Annotated in this window: 14 protein-coding genes; 8 read left to right on the top strand and 6 right to left on the bottom strand. The window is 60.9% G+C overall.

The window, feature by feature from the left end; genetic code table 11:
- Window positions 1-19: 19 nt before the first annotated feature.
- The 3 genes from PSH79_RS03330 (at window position 20) to PSH79_RS03340 (ending at window position 3,793) form a co-directional block, all read left to right on the top strand.
- On the top strand, window positions 20-1,297 hold the full coding sequence (locus PSH79_RS03330; RefSeq protein WP_305441238.1) for an acetyl-CoA C-acetyltransferase: 1,278 nt from the start codon (window positions 20-22) through the stop codon (window positions 1,295-1,297).
- A 230-nt stretch (window positions 1,298-1,527) separates the two neighbouring features.
- The gene (locus PSH79_RS03335; RefSeq protein WP_007958482.1) at window positions 1,528-2,424 is read left to right on the top strand and encodes a PA4780 family RIO1-like protein kinase; all 897 of its coding nucleotides are present in this window, start codon (window positions 1,528-1,530) and stop codon (window positions 2,422-2,424) included.
- A gap of 154 nt (window positions 2,425-2,578) precedes the next feature.
- A complete protein-coding gene (locus PSH79_RS03340; RefSeq protein WP_305441239.1) occupies window positions 2,579-3,793 on the top strand; it encodes an MFS transporter in 1,215 nt (404 codons plus the stop codon).
- Here the strand turns inward: PSH79_RS03340 and cueR are convergent.
- The 3 genes from cueR to PSH79_RS03355 all read right to left on the bottom strand — a co-directional run bounded on the left by cueR (window position 3,747) and on the right by PSH79_RS03355 (window position 7,042).
- Complete coding sequence (gene cueR / locus PSH79_RS03345) at window positions 3,747-4,160, bottom strand: Cu(I)-responsive transcriptional regulator (RefSeq protein WP_305441240.1); 414 nt, start codon at window positions 4,158-4,160, stop codon at window positions 3,747-3,749. The two genes, PSH79_RS03340 and cueR, sit on opposite strands and share 47 nt — an antisense overlap.
- Window positions 4,157-6,550 (bottom strand): copper resistance metal-translocating P1-type ATPase CueA, encoded by a 2,394-nt coding sequence (cueA, locus tag PSH79_RS03350; RefSeq protein ID WP_305441241.1) that lies wholly within the window; start codon window positions 6,548-6,550, stop codon window positions 4,157-4,159. The genes cueR and cueA overlap by 4 nt, the downstream gene beginning before the upstream one ends.
- A gap of 108 nt (window positions 6,551-6,658) precedes the next feature.
- A complete protein-coding gene (locus tag PSH79_RS03355) occupies window positions 6,659-7,042 on the bottom strand; it encodes a hypothetical protein (RefSeq protein WP_305441242.1) in 384 nt (127 codons plus the stop codon).
- Between the two features lie 148 nt (window positions 7,043-7,190).
- Here PSH79_RS03355 and PSH79_RS03360 point away from each other — a divergent pair, with 148 nt between their 5' ends.
- Both PSH79_RS03360 and PSH79_RS03365 read left to right on the top strand, forming a co-directional pair.
- Window positions 7,191-7,388 carry a heavy-metal-associated domain-containing protein gene (locus PSH79_RS03360; protein ID WP_305441243.1) on the top strand — a complete coding sequence of 66 codons (198 nt, stop codon included), beginning with the start codon at window positions 7,191-7,193 and terminating at the stop codon, window positions 7,386-7,388.
- A gap of 90 nt (window positions 7,389-7,478) precedes the next feature.
- Entirely contained in the window at window positions 7,479-8,675 is a 1,197-nt protein-coding gene (locus tag PSH79_RS03365) for a multidrug effflux MFS transporter (RefSeq protein ID WP_305441244.1), read from the top strand.
- Window positions 8,676-8,681: 6 nt separating this feature from the next.
- Here the strand turns inward: PSH79_RS03365 and PSH79_RS03370 are convergent, their stop codons facing one another.
- Window positions 8,682-8,855, bottom strand: coding sequence for a hypothetical protein (locus PSH79_RS03370; protein WP_163024159.1), 174 nt, complete (start codon window positions 8,853-8,855; stop codon window positions 8,682-8,684).
- A gap of 153 nt (window positions 8,856-9,008) precedes the next feature.
- A complete protein-coding gene (locus tag PSH79_RS03375; protein WP_305441245.1) occupies window positions 9,009-10,022 on the bottom strand; it encodes a zinc-binding alcohol dehydrogenase family protein in 1,014 nt (337 codons plus the stop codon).
- Window positions 10,023-10,150: 128 nt separating this feature from the next.
- On the opposite strand from PSH79_RS03375, the gene PSH79_RS03380 reads away from it, so the two are divergent.
- The 3 genes from PSH79_RS03380 to PSH79_RS03390 all read left to right on the top strand — a co-directional run bounded on the left by PSH79_RS03380 (window position 10,151) and on the right by PSH79_RS03390 (window position 13,638).
- Entirely contained in the window at window positions 10,151-11,080 is a 930-nt protein-coding gene (locus tag PSH79_RS03380; protein ID WP_305441246.1) for a LysR family transcriptional regulator, read from the top strand.
- Between the two features lie 317 nt (window positions 11,081-11,397).
- Window positions 11,398-12,132 carry a helix-turn-helix transcriptional regulator gene (locus PSH79_RS03385; protein ID WP_305441247.1) on the top strand — a complete coding sequence of 245 codons (735 nt, stop codon included), beginning with the start codon at window positions 11,398-11,400 and terminating at the stop codon, window positions 12,130-12,132.
- 126 nt (window positions 12,133-12,258) lie between these two features.
- A complete protein-coding gene (locus PSH79_RS03390; RefSeq protein ID WP_305441248.1) occupies window positions 12,259-13,638 on the top strand; it encodes an MFS transporter in 1,380 nt (459 codons plus the stop codon).
- A 46-nt stretch (window positions 13,639-13,684) separates the two neighbouring features.
- On the opposite strand, the gene PSH79_RS03395 is transcribed toward PSH79_RS03390, so the two are convergent.
- Window positions 13,685-14,638 (bottom strand): adenosine deaminase, encoded by a 954-nt coding sequence (locus PSH79_RS03395; RefSeq protein ID WP_123535730.1) that lies wholly within the window; start codon window positions 14,636-14,638, stop codon window positions 13,685-13,687.
- Window positions 14,639-14,705 lie beyond the last annotated feature (67 nt).

The raw sequence follows: 14,705 nt of genomic DNA on the forward strand, positions 1-14,705 counted from the left end.
ATCTAAATAGGAGCTTTTCATGAGTCAGCTGCGCCGCGTCGCGATCATCGGCGGTAACCGTATCCCTTTCGCCCGTTCCAACGGACCGTACGCCGCTGCCAGCAATCAGGCGATGCTCACTGCAGCCCTCGAAGGCCTGATCGAACGCTACAACCTGCACGGCCAGCGCATCGGTGAGGTGGTGGCGGGGGCGGTACTTAAATTGTCACGGGATATGAACCTGAGCCGCGAATGCGTGCTCGGCTCGCGCCTGTCACCGGCCACCCCGGCCTATGACATCCAGCAAGCCTGCGGCACCGGCCTTGAAGCCGCGTTGCTGGTGGCCAACAAAATCGCCCTTGGCCAGATCGATTGCGGCATCGCTGGCGGCGTCGACACCACGTCGGACGCGCCGATCAGCGTCAGCGAAGGTCTGCGCAAGATTCTTCTGCAAGCCAACCGCGCCAAGACCACCGGCGACAAACTGAAGACTTTCCTGCAACTGCGCCCCAAACACCTGATCCCGGAATTCCCGCGCAACGGCGAAACGCGCACCGGCCTGTCGATGGGCGAACATTGTGAGCTGATGGCGCAGACCTGGAATATTCCTCGCGAAGATCAGGATCAATTGGCCCTCGAAAGCCATCACAAACTCGCCGCGTCCTACAGCGAGGGCTGGCATAACGACCTGATGACTCCGTTCCTCGGTCTGACCCGCGACAACAATTTGCGCCCTGATCTGACCCTGGAAAAACTCGCTTCGCTGAAACCGGCCTTCGAAAAAAGCGCCAAAGGCACGCTGACAGCGGGCAATTCCACGCCACTCACCGACGGCGCTTCCGTCGTGCTGCTCGGCAGTGAGGAATGGGCGAAGGAACGCGGCTTGCCTATCCTCGCCTATCTGCGCGATGGCGAAGCGGCAGCGGTGGATTTCGTCAACGGCGCCGAAGGCCTGCTGATGGCGCCGGTGTATGCGGTACCGCGATTGTTGGCGCGCAATGGCCTGACGTTGCAGGATTTCGATTATTACGAAATTCATGAAGCGTTCGCCGCGCAGGTTTTGTGCACGCTCAAGGCCTGGGAAGATCCCGAGTACTGTAAAACCCGACTGGGGCTGGAGGCGCCACTGGGTTCGATCGACCGTAGCCGACTCAACGTCAAGGGCAGTTCGCTGGCGGCAGGGCACCCGTTTGCCGCGACAGGCGCTCGGATTGTTGCGAATCTGGCCAAGTTGCTGGAGGCGGCGGGCAAGGGGCGGGGGTTGATTTCGATCTGTGCGGCGGGAGGGCAAGGCGTCACCGCGATCATCGAACGTTGACCGCATTCCCCTGTGGGAGCGGGCCGTGTCAGATTCTGTCGCAAATGCCCTCAACGTCGTTTGCCAACATTCACGACGGGCTCAGCTATGATTCGCAGCGGTCGATTTTCCGGCACAGTGTGTGCATCTTCACGGTTCACAGGTCGGCAACCCCTCCCCGTGATGCGAGGATTGCCGTATAACGAGTGACATTCGCGTGTTTGGTAATAAAGGACCCACAATAAAAGCTGATGAAGACTCCAAAACGCATTGAACCCCTGATCGAGGACGGTCTGGTCGACGAAGTGCTGCGCCCACTGATGAGTGGTAAAGAAGCAGCTGTTTATGTGGTGCGCTGCGGCAATCAGTTACGTTGCGCAAAGGTCTACAAGGAGGCGAACAAACGTAGTTTCCGCCAGGCGGCCGAGTATCAGGAAGGCCGCAAGGTTCGCAACAGCCGACAGGCTCGAGCGATGGCCAAGGGCTCCAAGTTCGGTCGCAAAGAGACCGAGGATGCCTGGCAGAACGCCGAGGTTGCGGCGCTGTTCCGTCTGGCCGGTGCCGGGGTGCGCGTGCCCAAGCCGTACGATTTTCTCGACGGCGTGCTGTTGATGGAACTGGTGGCCGACGAATTCGGCGATGCCGCGCCGCGTCTCAACGACGTGGTGCTGGAGCCGGATCAGGCGCGCGAGTATCACGCGTTCCTGATTTCGCAGATCGTGCTGATGTTGTGTACCGGTCTGGTGCACGGTGACCTCTCCGAGTTCAACGTGCTGCTGACACCGACGGGGCCGGTCATCATCGACCTGCCGCAAGCGGTGGATGCTGCGGGCAACAACCACGCGTTCAGCATGCTCGAGCGTGACGTTGGCAACATGGCTTCGTATTTTGGCCGTTTCGCGCCGGAACTGAAGAAGACCAAGTACGCCAAGGAAATGTGGGCGTTGTACGAAGCCGGCACCTTGCACCCGGCCAGCGTGCTGACCGGCGAGTTCGATGATCCGGAGGATCTGGCCGACGTCGGCGGGGTACTGCGCGAAATCGAAGCGGCGCGGCTGGATGAAGAGCGCAAGCAAGCGATTCGTGCGGCAGATGACGAGCCCAAGGGCAAGTCGGATGAACCGCCGCCGCCACCGTGGATGCAGTGACTGTTTAAAAAAACCGGCTTCGGCCGGTTTTTTTGTGCCTGCTGAATTTTTGATGCCACTGCCCTTGTAAGAGCTGCCGAAGGCTGCGATCTTTTGACCCTGGTTTTTAAAGGCAAGATCAGAAGATCGCAGCCTGCGGCAGCTCCTACAAGGAATGTATGTGAACGCCCCTTACAACGCTCACCTGATCATCACCGCCCGGCTGATTTCCGATTTCGGCGCCTTCCTCAACATGGTCGCGCTGGCGACTTACGTCTATCTGCTGAGCAATAGCGCGATGAGCGTCGGGATTTTTCTCGCCAGCCGCGTTGGTGGCGGAATTTTCGCCAGTCTGATCGGTACGCGTTTTTATCGACGCTTCAGCGGCCGTCTGCCGCTGATCGCATTCGATCTGCTGCGCGCCGGTGTGCTCGGTTTGCTGTTGATTGTGCCGGTCAGCCAGCAAGCGTTGCTGTTGCCGTTCATCGCGTTCGGCCTGGGCCTGGGCAATTCGATGTTCGCCATCGGCCTCAACAGTCAGTTGCCGCGTTTGATACCAGCAGAGCATTTACTCAAGACCAACGCCTGGATCACCTCGGCCTCATCGGCGGCGATGGTTTGCGGCAGTCTGGTGTCGGGATTGCTGGTGGCCGGTTTCGGTTTTGAAGTGGTGTTCGCGCTGAACGCGCTGACCTACATGCTGGCAGCGTTGTTGATTGTGCCGCTGCGGTTCGACAACCCGACCCTCATTGAAAAATCCGCACGCGGCGAGTGGTCAGCCCTCAGGCAAGGTCTGCGCAGTGCCCCGGTGATTGCCGCGATGCTTGCCGTGACCATGGCCGACACCTTGGGCAGCGCCGCGCACAACGTCGGCTTCCCGATCATCTCCAAGCTGCTCACGCCGGAGTCGGCGAGCACCACGCTGGGTCTGATGCTCGCGGTGTGGGCCAGCGGCAAGCTGCTGGGCGCGCGCATCGCCAGCCGCCTGAAAGGCTCCGACAACATTCACCTGGAACGGCGGTTTTTCTTCGGCGTGGCGCTGATGTCTTGCGGCTTCATCCTGATGTTCCAGCAGCACAGCCTCTACGGATTGCTGCTGTTTTCATTGCCTGCGGGTTTGGGCGATGGCTTCTCCGAAGTCGGTTTACTGTCGCGTCTGCAACGTGAGCCGGAAGACTTGCGTCTGCCGATCTTCAGTTTGCTGACGCTGCTGCAAATGACCGGGTTCGGCATCGGCATGCTGATCGCCGCGCCGTTCTACGAGTGGTGGACGCCGGGCGCCGTGGTACTGCTGTTCCACGGCATTCCCCTCGGCACCTTGCTGACGGTGAAAGTATTGGCGCTCAGGCGCGGGCGGGTGTTGCGCAGCAGCCCGACGCCAGCTCCTTGAGGATCGGGCAGTCGGGGCGATGGTCGCCCTGGCAGTGCTCGACAAGGTCCTGCAAGGTATCGCGCAACTGACCCAGTTCGCGGATCTTCTGATTCAACTCGTCGATGTGCTGACGGGCCAGCGCCTTTACATCGGCGCTGGCCCGTTGCCGGTCCTGCCAGAGCGTCAGCAGCTTGCCGACTTCTTCCAGAGAAAAACCCAGGTCCCGCGAACGTTTGATGAAGGCCAGTGTGTGCAAGTCGTCATCGCCGTAGACCCGGTAACCGCTGTCTGTGCGATGAGCCGCTTTGAGCAAGCCGATCGACTCGTAATAGCGGATCATTTTTGCGCTCAGGCCACTTTGCCGGGCCGCTTGGCCGATGTTCATCGATGCTCCTCCAGATCCTTGGGTTTCCAGGTTTTCAACAGTAGCGCATTGCTCACCACGCTGACGCTTGATAGCGCCATCGCCGCACCGGCCAGCACCGGGTTGAGGAAACCGAACGCCGCCAGCGGAATGCCGATCAGGTTGTAGACGAAGGCCCAGAACAGGTTCTGGCGGATCTTCGCGTAGGTCTTGCGGCTGATTTCCAGCGCCGCCGGCACCAGCCGTGGATCACCGCGCATCAGGGTGATGCCGGCCGCATGCATGGCCACGTCGGTGCCACCGCCCATGGCGATACCGATGTCCGCCGCCGCGAGTGCCGGGGCGTCGTTGATACCGTCGCCAACCATGGCGACCACGCCGGTTTTCTTCAACTCGGCAACGGTGGCGGCTTTGTCCGCCGGCAATACTTCGGCGTGAACATTTTTAATGCCCAGAGCCTCGGCCACGACCCGCGCGCTGCCACGGTTGTCGCCGGTCAGCAGATGGCTGTGGATATCTCGGGCGGCGAGTTGTTGCACCGCTTCCAGTGCGCCGGGTTTCAACGTGTCACCGAAAGCGAACAGACCGAGAACGCGCGGCTCCGGGCTTTGTTCGATCAACCATGAAAGGGTGCGGCCCTCGGCTTCCCAGGCTTGCGCAGACTCAGCCAGATTGCCGGCGCTCAAACCACTTTCTTCGAGCATCCGCCGATTGCCCAGCGCCAGACGCCGACCGTCAAGGCTGCCGGCGATGCCGCGACCGGTCAGGGATTGGCTGTCGCTGACATCGGGTACCTTCAGATCACGTTCAGCGGCCGCATCCAGCACGGCTTTAGCCAACGGATGCTCACTGCCGCGTTGCAGCGCGCCGGCCAGTTTCAGCAGTGTGTTTTCGTCGCCATCGACCGCGCTGAAATGGGCAATGCGTGGCGTGCCGGAGGTCAGCGTGCCGGTTTTGTCGAACACCACGTTGCTGACTTCATGAGCACGTTCCAGGGCTTCGGCATCCTTGATCAGAATGCCGTGGCGAGCCGCGACGCCAGTGCCGGCCATGATCGCGGTCGGCGTGGCGAGGCCGAGCGCACAGGGGCAGGCGATGACCAACACTGCGACGGCGTTGATCAGCGCGGTTTCCAGCGGTGCGCCGTACAGCCACCAGCCGATCAGTGTCGCCAGGGCCAGCACCAATACTGTCGGCACGAACACTTGGCTGACTTTATCCACCAGTTTCTGGATCGGTGCTTTCGCCGCTTGGGCGTCTTCAACCAGACGAATGATCCGCGCCAGCACGCTTTCAGCGCCGAGGGCGGTGGTGCGCACCAGCAAGCGGCCTTCACCGTTGATCGCGCCGCCGGTGACTTTATCCCCTGGTTGTTTCGGCACCGGCAGGCTCTCGCCACTGATCAAGGCTTCGTCGGCGTGGCTCTGGCCTTCCAGCACTTCGCCATCGACCGGGAAACGCTCGCCGGGTTTGACCAGAACCTGATCGTTCAGGCGCAAGGCGCTAATTGCGACGTCCTGTTCGCGGCCGTCGATCACTTGAATCGCCCGCTCCGGACGCAAGGCTTCAAGCGCGCGAATGGCGCTGGCGGTCTGACGTTTGGCGCGGCTCTCCAGGTATTTGCCCAGCAACACCAGCGCGATGACCACCGCCGACGCTTCGAAATACAGATGCGGCATGCGTCCGGCGGCGGTCGCCCACTCATAAAGGCTCAAGCCATACCCGGCACTTGTGCCGAGGGCGACGAGCAGATCCATGTTGCCTGCGCCGGCACGCACGGCTTTCCACGCGGCCACATAAAAACGTGCGCCGAAGATGAATTGCACGGGCGTGGCGAGGGCGAATTGTGCCCAGGCTGGCAGCATCCAGTGGATGCCGAACGGTTGCAGCAGCATCGGCAACACCAGCGGCAGGGCGAGGGCGATGGCGCAGATCAGCGCCCAGCGTTCATGTTGCAGGCGCTGTTGCTGGTTATCGGTTTGCGGGTGTTCGGCTTGCCAGACGCTGGCCGAGTAACCGGCCTTGCTCACGGCGTCGAGCAGGGTTTGTGAGTCGAGCTGGCCGAGCAGTTCGAGGTGGGCGCGTTCGTTGGCCAGATTGACGCTGACGCTTTTAACGCCCGGGACTTTGTTCAGGGCGCGCTCGACGCGCCCCACGCAGGAAGCGCAGGTCATGCCGTCGATGCTTAACTCGATGGTTTGTTGCGGCACGCTGTAACCGGCGCGTTCAACGGCTTCCATCAACGCCGGCAAACTGTCACCGGGCGCCTGGACTTGCGCCTGTTCGGTGGCGAGGTTGACGCTGACGGCAGTGGCGCCGATGACTTTGCTCAAGGCGCGCTCGACACGCCCGGCACAACTGGCGCAGGTCATGCCGGCAATCGGCAGATTGAAAGTGATGGATTCGGACATCGGTCACGCTCCCTGTAGAAGTTGCCTACAGGATCAACCTTGCCACGCGGGCAAGGTCAAGCGCCAATCTTCGCGGCGCCACAAAACAAATGTGGGCGCGAGCTTGGCTTAGTAGCCGAGATCGGCGCGCTTGAGGTACATGCCTTCCTGGGTCATCGCAATTCGGTACTTCTGCACATCACCAGCATGCAGTCTGATCTCCTGCGAACCTGGCGCCAGCATTCCCGGATTACAGCCCGGCGCTTGCCCCGGCAACAGTTTCAGGCGCAGGGATACATTGCCCGGCGGCAGGTTGAACGAGGTGCTCTGTTCCTGAAACAACCGCGCCGACAATTGATCCTGGATATACACGCCGATCTCGCAGGAGGTCGCCACTTCCAGGCGCTCGCGGGAAATGATCAGCACCCCGTAGTCCTCTCCGGCGGCGTGCGCCGAAGGGAAAGCGGCAAAGAGGCTGAGAAAGCCAAACAGGCTGAAAGCTGACCAGCGCATGGCTGAATCTCCTGAGTTCATGTCATAGATGCATGCAGCTTGGCCGAGCGCGGCGCCGATTGCCAGCCCGGCAGTTTATTGAAGAACTTGACCTTGCCATCGTGGCAAGCTCGAGACTGCTGGCAACCTCACTCAAAGGAGTCACTCCATGCAAGTGTTCAACGTTCAAGGGATGTCCTGCGGTCACTGTGTCAAAGCCGTCACTCAAGCCCTGCAGGCCAAGGATCCGGCGGCCAGTGTGCGCGTCGATCTGGCGGCGAAAGAAGTCGGCGTCGAAAGTGCGCTGAGCGTGGAACAGGTCATCGCGATCATCAGCGAAGAGGGCTACCCGGCAAAACTGGCCTGAGGTTTTTATAGTTAGCGAGCTATCGGAATGTTCAAGGCGTCCGGGCGCCGCTAGACTGTCGGGCTGCCGACTTGCCAACCTGGATGCCTGATGAACCTCCGTACCATTCTGATCCTTGGCGCCTTGAGCGCCTTCGGTCCTTTAGCGATCGACTTCTATCTGCCGGCATTCCCATCGATGGCGCTGGCCTTTGGCACCGATGAAAAACACGTTCAACTGACGCTGGCTGCGTATTTCCTCGGCCTGTCCATGGGTCAACTTTTATACGGCCCGGTGGCGGATCGTTTCGGTCGGCGGATTCCGCTGCTCAGCGGCGTTGCGCTGTTCACCCTGGCGTCATTGGCCTGCGCTTATGCGCCAAACCTTGAGTGGCTGATCGGCGCGCGTTTTGTCCAGGCGCTGGGCGGTTGCGCGGGGATGGTGATTGCCCGGGCGGTGGTCAGCGACAAATGCGACGCGGTGGGTTCGGCGAAGGTGTTCTCGCAACTGATGCTGGTGATGGGCCTGGCGCCAATTCTGGCGCCGATGCTGGGTGGTCTGCTGGTGAACACCACTGGCTGGCAGTCGATCTTTCTGGTGTTGACCGGTTTCAGTGCCCTGGCGGGTCTGGCCGTGGCCCTCGGACTGCCGGAAAGTCTGCCTGACCATGTGCCGCGACAGCCGTTGTCTGGTGCGCTGCGTCAGTACGGGCGGCTGTTGAAGGATCGGGTATTTCTCGGTCACGCCCTGACCGGGGGTATCGCCGTCGCCGGGATGTTTTCCTACATCGCCGGATCGCCGTTCGTCTTCATCAAACTCTACGGCGTGCCGGCCGAGCATTTCGGCTGGTTGTTCGGCACCAACGCGGCGGGGTTCATTCTGGTGGCTCAGGTCAATGCGCGGCTATTGGCCAAACGCGGCCCGGCCTTTCTGCTGGCGCGTGCAGTGTGGGTGTATCTGTTGGCGGGTGTGGCTTTGCTGGCGGTCAGTGCGCTGCACACCGAAGCGCTGTGGCCGCTATTGATTCCGTTGTTCATCTGCATCGCCAGCCTCGGTTGCATCCTGCCCAACGCTTCGGCGTGTGCGATGAACGGCCAAGGAGCGCGGGCCGGCAGTGCGTCGGCGCTGATGGGCTGTTTGCAATTCAGCGTTGCATCCGGCGCCGCTTCACTGGTGGGGATCTTGCACGACGGCAGCGCCATGCCGATGGCCATGGTCATCAGCCTGTGCGGGTTGTTGGTAGTGAGCGTCGCGATGCTCACCCGGCATTTGCAGAATGCCCGGGCGGTAGCGCAAGCCGCTGGGTAAGGTGACTCAGCCGGCGGCGCGCTGCTGGCTGCGGTCGGGAAACTGGTGCGGCGCGCAAATTCGCGCTTCCAGGGTGCGGGTGAAGGCCAGTGCTTCGGCTTCACTGCGGAATGTCACGGCGTGCTGGTCGAGTCGAACCTGCCATTGAGACTTAGCCACTTCTTTTATCAGGATCTTCATTGCTGACCTCCCTTACGTAAAAGATGTACCGCAGAGGTTTCGATTGTAGACCTGAATACGATCGCAATTGTGACAACGGTCAAGCATCTGACTGACGGCAAAAAAAGACCGCAGCCCATGTAGGCGCTGCCGCAGGCTGCGATCTTTTGCTCTTCAGAAACCTTCTAAAACAATTTTCCCCTTGGCTTTGCCGCTCTCCAGCAGCTCATGCGCCCGGCGGAGATTGACCGCGTTGATCGTGCCGAAGTGCTCGCCGATCGTCGTCTTCAACGTGCCCGCATCAATCAGCTCGGCCACGCGGTTGAGCAAGTTGTGCTGCTCGATCATGTCTGGCGTCTCGAACAGCGAGCGGGTGTACATGAACTCCCAGTGCAGCGACAGGCTCTTGCGTTTGAGCTTGGTCACGTCCAGCGACTTCGGATCATCGATCAATGCCAGTTTGCCTTGCGGCGCCAGTGCTTCGACCAATTGATCCAGATGCTGATCGGTCTGGGTCAGGCTGGCGACGTGGGTCACGTTGTTAATGCCGGCGCGTTTCAGTTCTTCGCTCAACGGCTGGCTATGGTCGATCACCAGATCCGCGCCCAGCTCCGTGACCCAATCACGGGTCTGCTCGCGCGATGCAGTACCGATCACCTTAAGACCGGTCAGTTGCTTGGCCAATTGAGTGAGGATCGAACCGACTCCGCCCGCCGCGCCGACGATCAGCAGGCTCTGCCCTTCATCGGTTTGGCCTTCGCGGATTTGCAGGCGTTCGAACAACAACTCCCACGCGGTGATCGCAGTCAGGGGCAGGGCGGCGGCTTCCGCGAAACCGAGGGACTTGGGCATATGGCCGACAATCCGCTCATCGACCACGTGCAATTCGCTGTTACCGCCCGCGCGGGCAATGGAGCCGGCGTAGAAGACTTTGTCGCCAGCCTTGAACAGCGTCACTTCATTACCAACCGCCTTGACCACACCGGCCACGTCCCAGCCCAGCACTTTCGCGGCGCCGCCTTCAGGGGCCACGTTCTGCCGTACCTTGGTGTCCACCGGGTTGACCGAGATGGCTTTGACTTCCACCAACAGGTCGCGCGGGCCGGCTATCGGCTCTGGCAGTTCGATGTCTTGCAGGGCTTTTGCGTCGCTGATGGGCAAGGAAGCGTAATAGGCAATGGCTTTCATGAGTGGCTCCGGACAGTAAGGAATGCAGGGCAGATTCGATGGGACAGATGATTGGCTATTTCTTCGCAAGATAAAACCGGCTAAAACCGCAGTCTCTTTCAATATTTTTTTGATAATCGGGGCTGTGGATGCTGCGTTTCGATGATTTGCAGTTGTTTGTTCGGGCGGCGGATCTGGGCAGTCTGTCGGCCGCGGCGCGGGTGATGGACATGTCCGCCGCCGTGGCCAGTGCGGCGCTCAAGCGTATCGAGCAGCAACTCGGTGCACGCCTGCTGGCCCGTTCGACGCGCAGCCTGCGCCTGACCGCCGAGGGCGAAGGTTTTCTCGAATACGCCCGTGCAGCATTGAGTAATCTCGATGAGGGCCGGCGGTTGCTGGCCAGTGGACAAGAACAGGTCAGCGGGATTCTGCAGCTGTCGGCGCCCTCGGATTTCGGCCGCAACTTGTTGTTGCCATGGCTCGACGAGTTCCAGCGCGAGCACCCGAAACTCACCGTGCGCCTGCTGCTCGGCGACCGTATCGCCGATCTGTTTCGCCAGCCCGTGGACATCGCTCTGCGCTACGGGGAGCCGGAAGATTCCAGCCTGGTTGCCCTGCCCATCGCCCCGGGCAACCGTCGCGTGCTCTGCGCATCACCGGCCTATCTGGCGCGGCACGGCGAACCGCGCCAGCTCGAACAACTGGCTCAGCACAATTGCCTGTTATACATGCTCGGCAGCCGGGTTCATGACCATTGGAGTTTTCACGACGGTAAACGCGAGGTCGGCCTGACCGTCAGTGGCGACCGATTCAGTGATGACGCCGATGTCGTGCGTCTATGGGCGGTGGCAGGAGCGGGAATTGCCTACAAGTCATGGCTGGATGTGGGCGGCGATGTCCTTGCCGGGCGCCTCAAAGTGCTGCTGCCAGAGCTGCTGTGCGAACGCGCTCCGCTGAATTTGCTGTGCGCCCATCGCGCACAATTGAGTAAGCCGGTGAACCTTCTGAGGGAAATGCTCGCCAGCCGATGCGCTGAATTGAGTAGTCAATTTCCCGCTTTCCAGAAACTTGATCATTAGTCGCAGCTAAATAGAGAAATTTCTGTCAGGAACAATCACCACCCGTGCAGGCTTGGGCGCGGGACGGGGCTTGCATCCCGCTTATACTAGCGCCCGCCTCATGCCGGTACCGAAACCTGGCCCGAACGCCGTCAATGGCGAACTGCCCCTGTTTGAATCAGGGCTGCATTTCGTCGCCGGGTTCTGTGCCGGAACATGTTATGTCAACGGCCTGCCTTGCCCCGGTTCAGGGCGTTTTTCGCGTCTTGGCCGCCGACCCATTACTGGTCAAGATGTCTGCGAGCATTAGACGATACGATTCCACAGGGAGTGAATACATGGAACATGCACCTTGCATCAGCCAGATCGCCACGTTGCTGGCCGACCCCAAGCGCAGCGCGATGATGTGGGCGTTGATGGACGGCTCGGCCCGGCACACCGAGGAGCTTGCGCTACTGGCAAGGCTGTCGCCGTCGTCGGCCAGTGCGCATCTGGCACGTCTGGCCACCGGCGGTCTGTTGAAGGTCGAAGTCCGTGGTCGCAAGCGGTTTTTCCGTCTCTCGGCGCCTGAGGTCGGGGCGGCGATAGAAGCCCTGGCCAGCGCCACCATCGCCAGTACCCCGCGGGAAATACCCGAAGTATTCAAGCGCGCCACACCCATGGCCAAGCCTCAGGCCGCGCCTTCTTCGCTGTTGCGCGCACGCTTTTGCGATGACCACCTTGGCGGCACGCTGGCGGCCGATCTGTACCAGCGCCTGCTCGATGCCGGCTGGATCGAACAGCTTGAACAGCGCGTGGTGGTGACGCAAAAAGGCGCGAAACAATTGGCCGGTCGCGGGGTATTCATCCAGGCACTCGCCCATCGCAATGTGCAGGTGGCCTGCGCCTGTCCGGACTGGAGCGAGCGTCGTCCGCACATGGGCGGCTCACTCGGCGCGGCGTTGCTGCAGTTGTTCATGCAGTCCGGCTGGCTGACTTTGCCCAATGATTCAAGAGCCCTGCAGTTGACGGCCACCGGACAACACGAGTTGCACCGTTTCGCCCGGGAAACCGAGCTGGAAATGGCGTTGTAGAGCGATTGAGAAGGACGTCGGGCATGACGGCGTCGTCTACGACTGCGAGCAGGTCGCATCCAGTACAAACTCTGAATCACCATCGCGCACACTCGATCCGGGGACTTTTCGGATGGGGGAGGCGGCATGGACACTCAAGGCTTCAGCGCGGCAGAACGTTTGGAACGGCTGCCGATCAGCGGTTATCACCGGATTATTTTCATCATCATCGCCTTGGCGTTTTTCTTCGACTCCATGGATCTGGCGATGATGACGTTCCTGCTCGGTTCGATCAAAGCCGAGTTCGGCCTGAGCAGCGCGCAGGCAGGGCTGCTCGCCAGTTCGAGCTTCTTCGGCATGGTGATGGGCGCTTCGCTTTCCGGCATGCTCGCCGACCGCTTCGGGCGCAAACCGGTGTTTCAGTGGAGCATCGTTCTCTGGGGCGTGGCCAGTTACCTGTGCTCGACGGCGCAAACGGTCGAGACGCTGACGCTGTTCCGCATCCTGCTGGGGATCGGCATGGGCATGGAGTTTCCCATTGCGCAGTCGATGCTGTCCGAGCTGATTCCGGCACAACGGCGCGGTCGCTACATCGCGTTGATGGATGGCTTCTGGCCGCTGGGTTTTGTCGCGGCCGGGGTGCTGTCGTACTTTCTGTTGCCGGTGATTGGCTGGCGCGACATCTTTCTGGTGTTGGCGGTGCCGGCGGTGTTTGTGCTGGCGATCCGGTTTTTCATACCCGAGTCACCACGCTGGCTGGAGCAGGCCGGACGGCACGAGGCGGCGGACAAGGTTCTGGACGGTATTGAGAACCGCGTACGTGCCTCGCTGGGCGGTGCAGCCTTGCCGGAGCCGGTGCGGTTGCCACGCACGGTGACGCCTCCGGGCAACTTTTTCTCGGCGCTGAAGCAGATCTGGTCGCCGCAATACCGCCAGCGCACAACGATGATCTGGAGCCTGTGGTTCTTTGCGCTGCTGGGTTTTTACGGACTGACGTCGTGGCTCAGTGCATTGCTGCAGCAGTCGGGTTTCGCCGTGACCCAGTCGGTTTACTACACCGTGCTGATTTCCCTCGGCGGGATTCCCGGATTTCTGATGGCCGCGTGGCTGGTGGAACGCTGGGGACGCAAACCGGTGTGCATCGTCACGTTGCTCGGTGGCGGGGTGATGGCGTTTCTCTACGGACAGAGCGCGGTGTTTGGCGGCAACGTGGCCTTGCTGATCAGCACGGGATTGCTGATGCAGTTTTTCCTGTTCGGCATGTGGGCGGTGCTCTACACCTACACGCCGGAGCTATATCCGACCTCGGCTCGAGCGACAGGCTCGGGGTTTGCCTCGGCGATTGGCCGTGTGGGTTCCTTGCTCGGGCCGTTGATTACCGGGCTGGTGTTCCCGATCACCGGGCAGGGTGGAGTGTTTGCGCTGGGCGCGTTGTGCTTTGCGATAGCGGCGGGGGTGGTGTGGCTGTTCGGGATGGAGACGCGAGGCAAGACGCTGGAAGAGCTGACAGAGTCGACATCGGTATAAATGTGGGAGCGAGCAAGCTCGCTCCCACATTGGATCTTCAGCGTTATTACGGTTTTACCAACCGCGCATCCAGGCTGTTCTGCGCCAGGCGCTTGGCCTGATCCTGGGTCATGCCCAAATGCTCGTACAGCGCATGGAAGTTTTCGGTCACGTAGCCACCGAAGTACGCCGGGTCATCGGAGTTCACCGTGACCTTCACGCCACGCTCAAGCATGTCGAGAATGTTGTGCTGCGACATGTGATCGAACACGCAGAGCTTGGTGTTCGACAGCGGGCATACGGTCAGCGGGATTTGCTCGTCGATGATCCGCTGCATCAGACGCTCGTCTTCGATGGCGCGCACGCCATGGTCGATGCGCTGGATTTTCAGCAGGTCGATGGCTTCCCAGATGTATTCCGGCGGGCCTTCTTCACCGGCGTGAGCGACGGTCAGAAAGCCTTCGTGGCGGGCGCGGTCGAACACGCGCTGGAACTTGCTCGGCGGGTGGCCCATCTCGGAACTGTCCAGACCGACCGCGACAAACGCGTCACGGAACGGCAGCGCCTGATCGAGGGTTTTCTGTGCTTCGTCTTCGCTCAGGTGGCGCAGGAAGCTCAGGATCAAACCGCTGGTGATGCCCAGTTGCTGCTCACCATCTTTCAATGCCGCAGCGATGCCGTTGAGCACCACTTCGAACGGAATGCCACGGTCGGTGTGGGTCTGCGGGTCGAAGAACGGTTCGGTGTGAATCACGTTCTGCTCTTTGCAGCGCAGCAGGTAGGCCCAGGTCAGGTCGTAGAAATCCTGGGAGGTGCGCAGCACGTCGGCGCCCTGGTAATACAGGTCGAGAAATTCCTGCAAATTGTTGAAGGCGTAAGCCTTGCGCAGGGTTTCGACGTCATTCCATGGCAGGGCGATCTTGTTGCGTTCGGCCAGGGCGAACAGCAGCTCGGGCTCCAGCGAGCCTTCCAGATGCAGGTGCAGTTCAGCCTTGGGCAGGGCGTTGAGCCAGTCGTACATATTCTTTTCTCATCAGGTGCAATGGCGGCATTCTACAGATGCTCGCCGAAACAAATGGCAAAACCTG

The organism is Pseudomonas sp. FP2196, assembly GCF_030687715.1.
GTDB lineage: Bacteria > Pseudomonadota > Gammaproteobacteria > Pseudomonadales > Pseudomonadaceae > Aquipseudomonas.

Excerpts from the sequence above, each read along its gene's own strand:
- PSH79_RS03330 (WP_305441238.1), top strand. The coding sequence starts at position 20 with ATGAGTCAGCTGCGCCGCGTCGCGATCATCGGCGGTAACCGTATCCCT.
- PSH79_RS03335 (WP_007958482.1), top strand. The coding sequence starts at position 1,528 with ATGAAGACTCCAAAACGCATTGAACCCCTGATCGAGGACGGTCTGGTC.
- PSH79_RS03340 (WP_305441239.1), top strand. The coding sequence starts at position 2,579 with ATGTATGTGAACGCCCCTTACAACGCTCACCTGATCATCACCGCCCGG.
- cueR (WP_305441240.1), bottom strand. The coding sequence starts at position 4,160 with ATGAACATCGGCCAAGCGGCCCGGCAAAGTGGCCTGAGCGCAAAAATG.
- cueA (WP_305441241.1), bottom strand. The coding sequence starts at position 6,550 with ATGTCCGAATCCATCACTTTCAATCTGCCGATTGCCGGCATGACCTGC.
- PSH79_RS03355 (WP_305441242.1), bottom strand. The coding sequence starts at position 7,042 with ATGCGCTGGTCAGCTTTCAGCCTGTTTGGCTTTCTCAGCCTCTTTGCC.
- PSH79_RS03360 (WP_305441243.1), top strand. The coding sequence starts at position 7,191 with ATGCAAGTGTTCAACGTTCAAGGGATGTCCTGCGGTCACTGTGTCAAA.
- PSH79_RS03365 (WP_305441244.1), top strand. The coding sequence starts at position 7,479 with ATGAACCTCCGTACCATTCTGATCCTTGGCGCCTTGAGCGCCTTCGGT.
- PSH79_RS03370 (WP_163024159.1), bottom strand. The coding sequence starts at position 8,855 with ATGAAGATCCTGATAAAAGAAGTGGCTAAGTCTCAATGGCAGGTTCGA.
- PSH79_RS03375 (WP_305441245.1), bottom strand. The coding sequence starts at position 10,022 with ATGAAAGCCATTGCCTATTACGCTTCCTTGCCCATCAGCGACGCAAAA.
- PSH79_RS03380 (WP_305441246.1), top strand. The coding sequence starts at position 10,151 with ATGCTGCGTTTCGATGATTTGCAGTTGTTTGTTCGGGCGGCGGATCTG.
- PSH79_RS03385 (WP_305441247.1), top strand. The coding sequence starts at position 11,398 with ATGGAACATGCACCTTGCATCAGCCAGATCGCCACGTTGCTGGCCGAC.
- PSH79_RS03390 (WP_305441248.1), top strand. The coding sequence starts at position 12,259 with ATGGACACTCAAGGCTTCAGCGCGGCAGAACGTTTGGAACGGCTGCCG.
- PSH79_RS03395 (WP_123535730.1), bottom strand. The coding sequence starts at position 14,638 with ATGTACGACTGGCTCAACGCCCTGCCCAAGGCTGAACTGCACCTGCAT.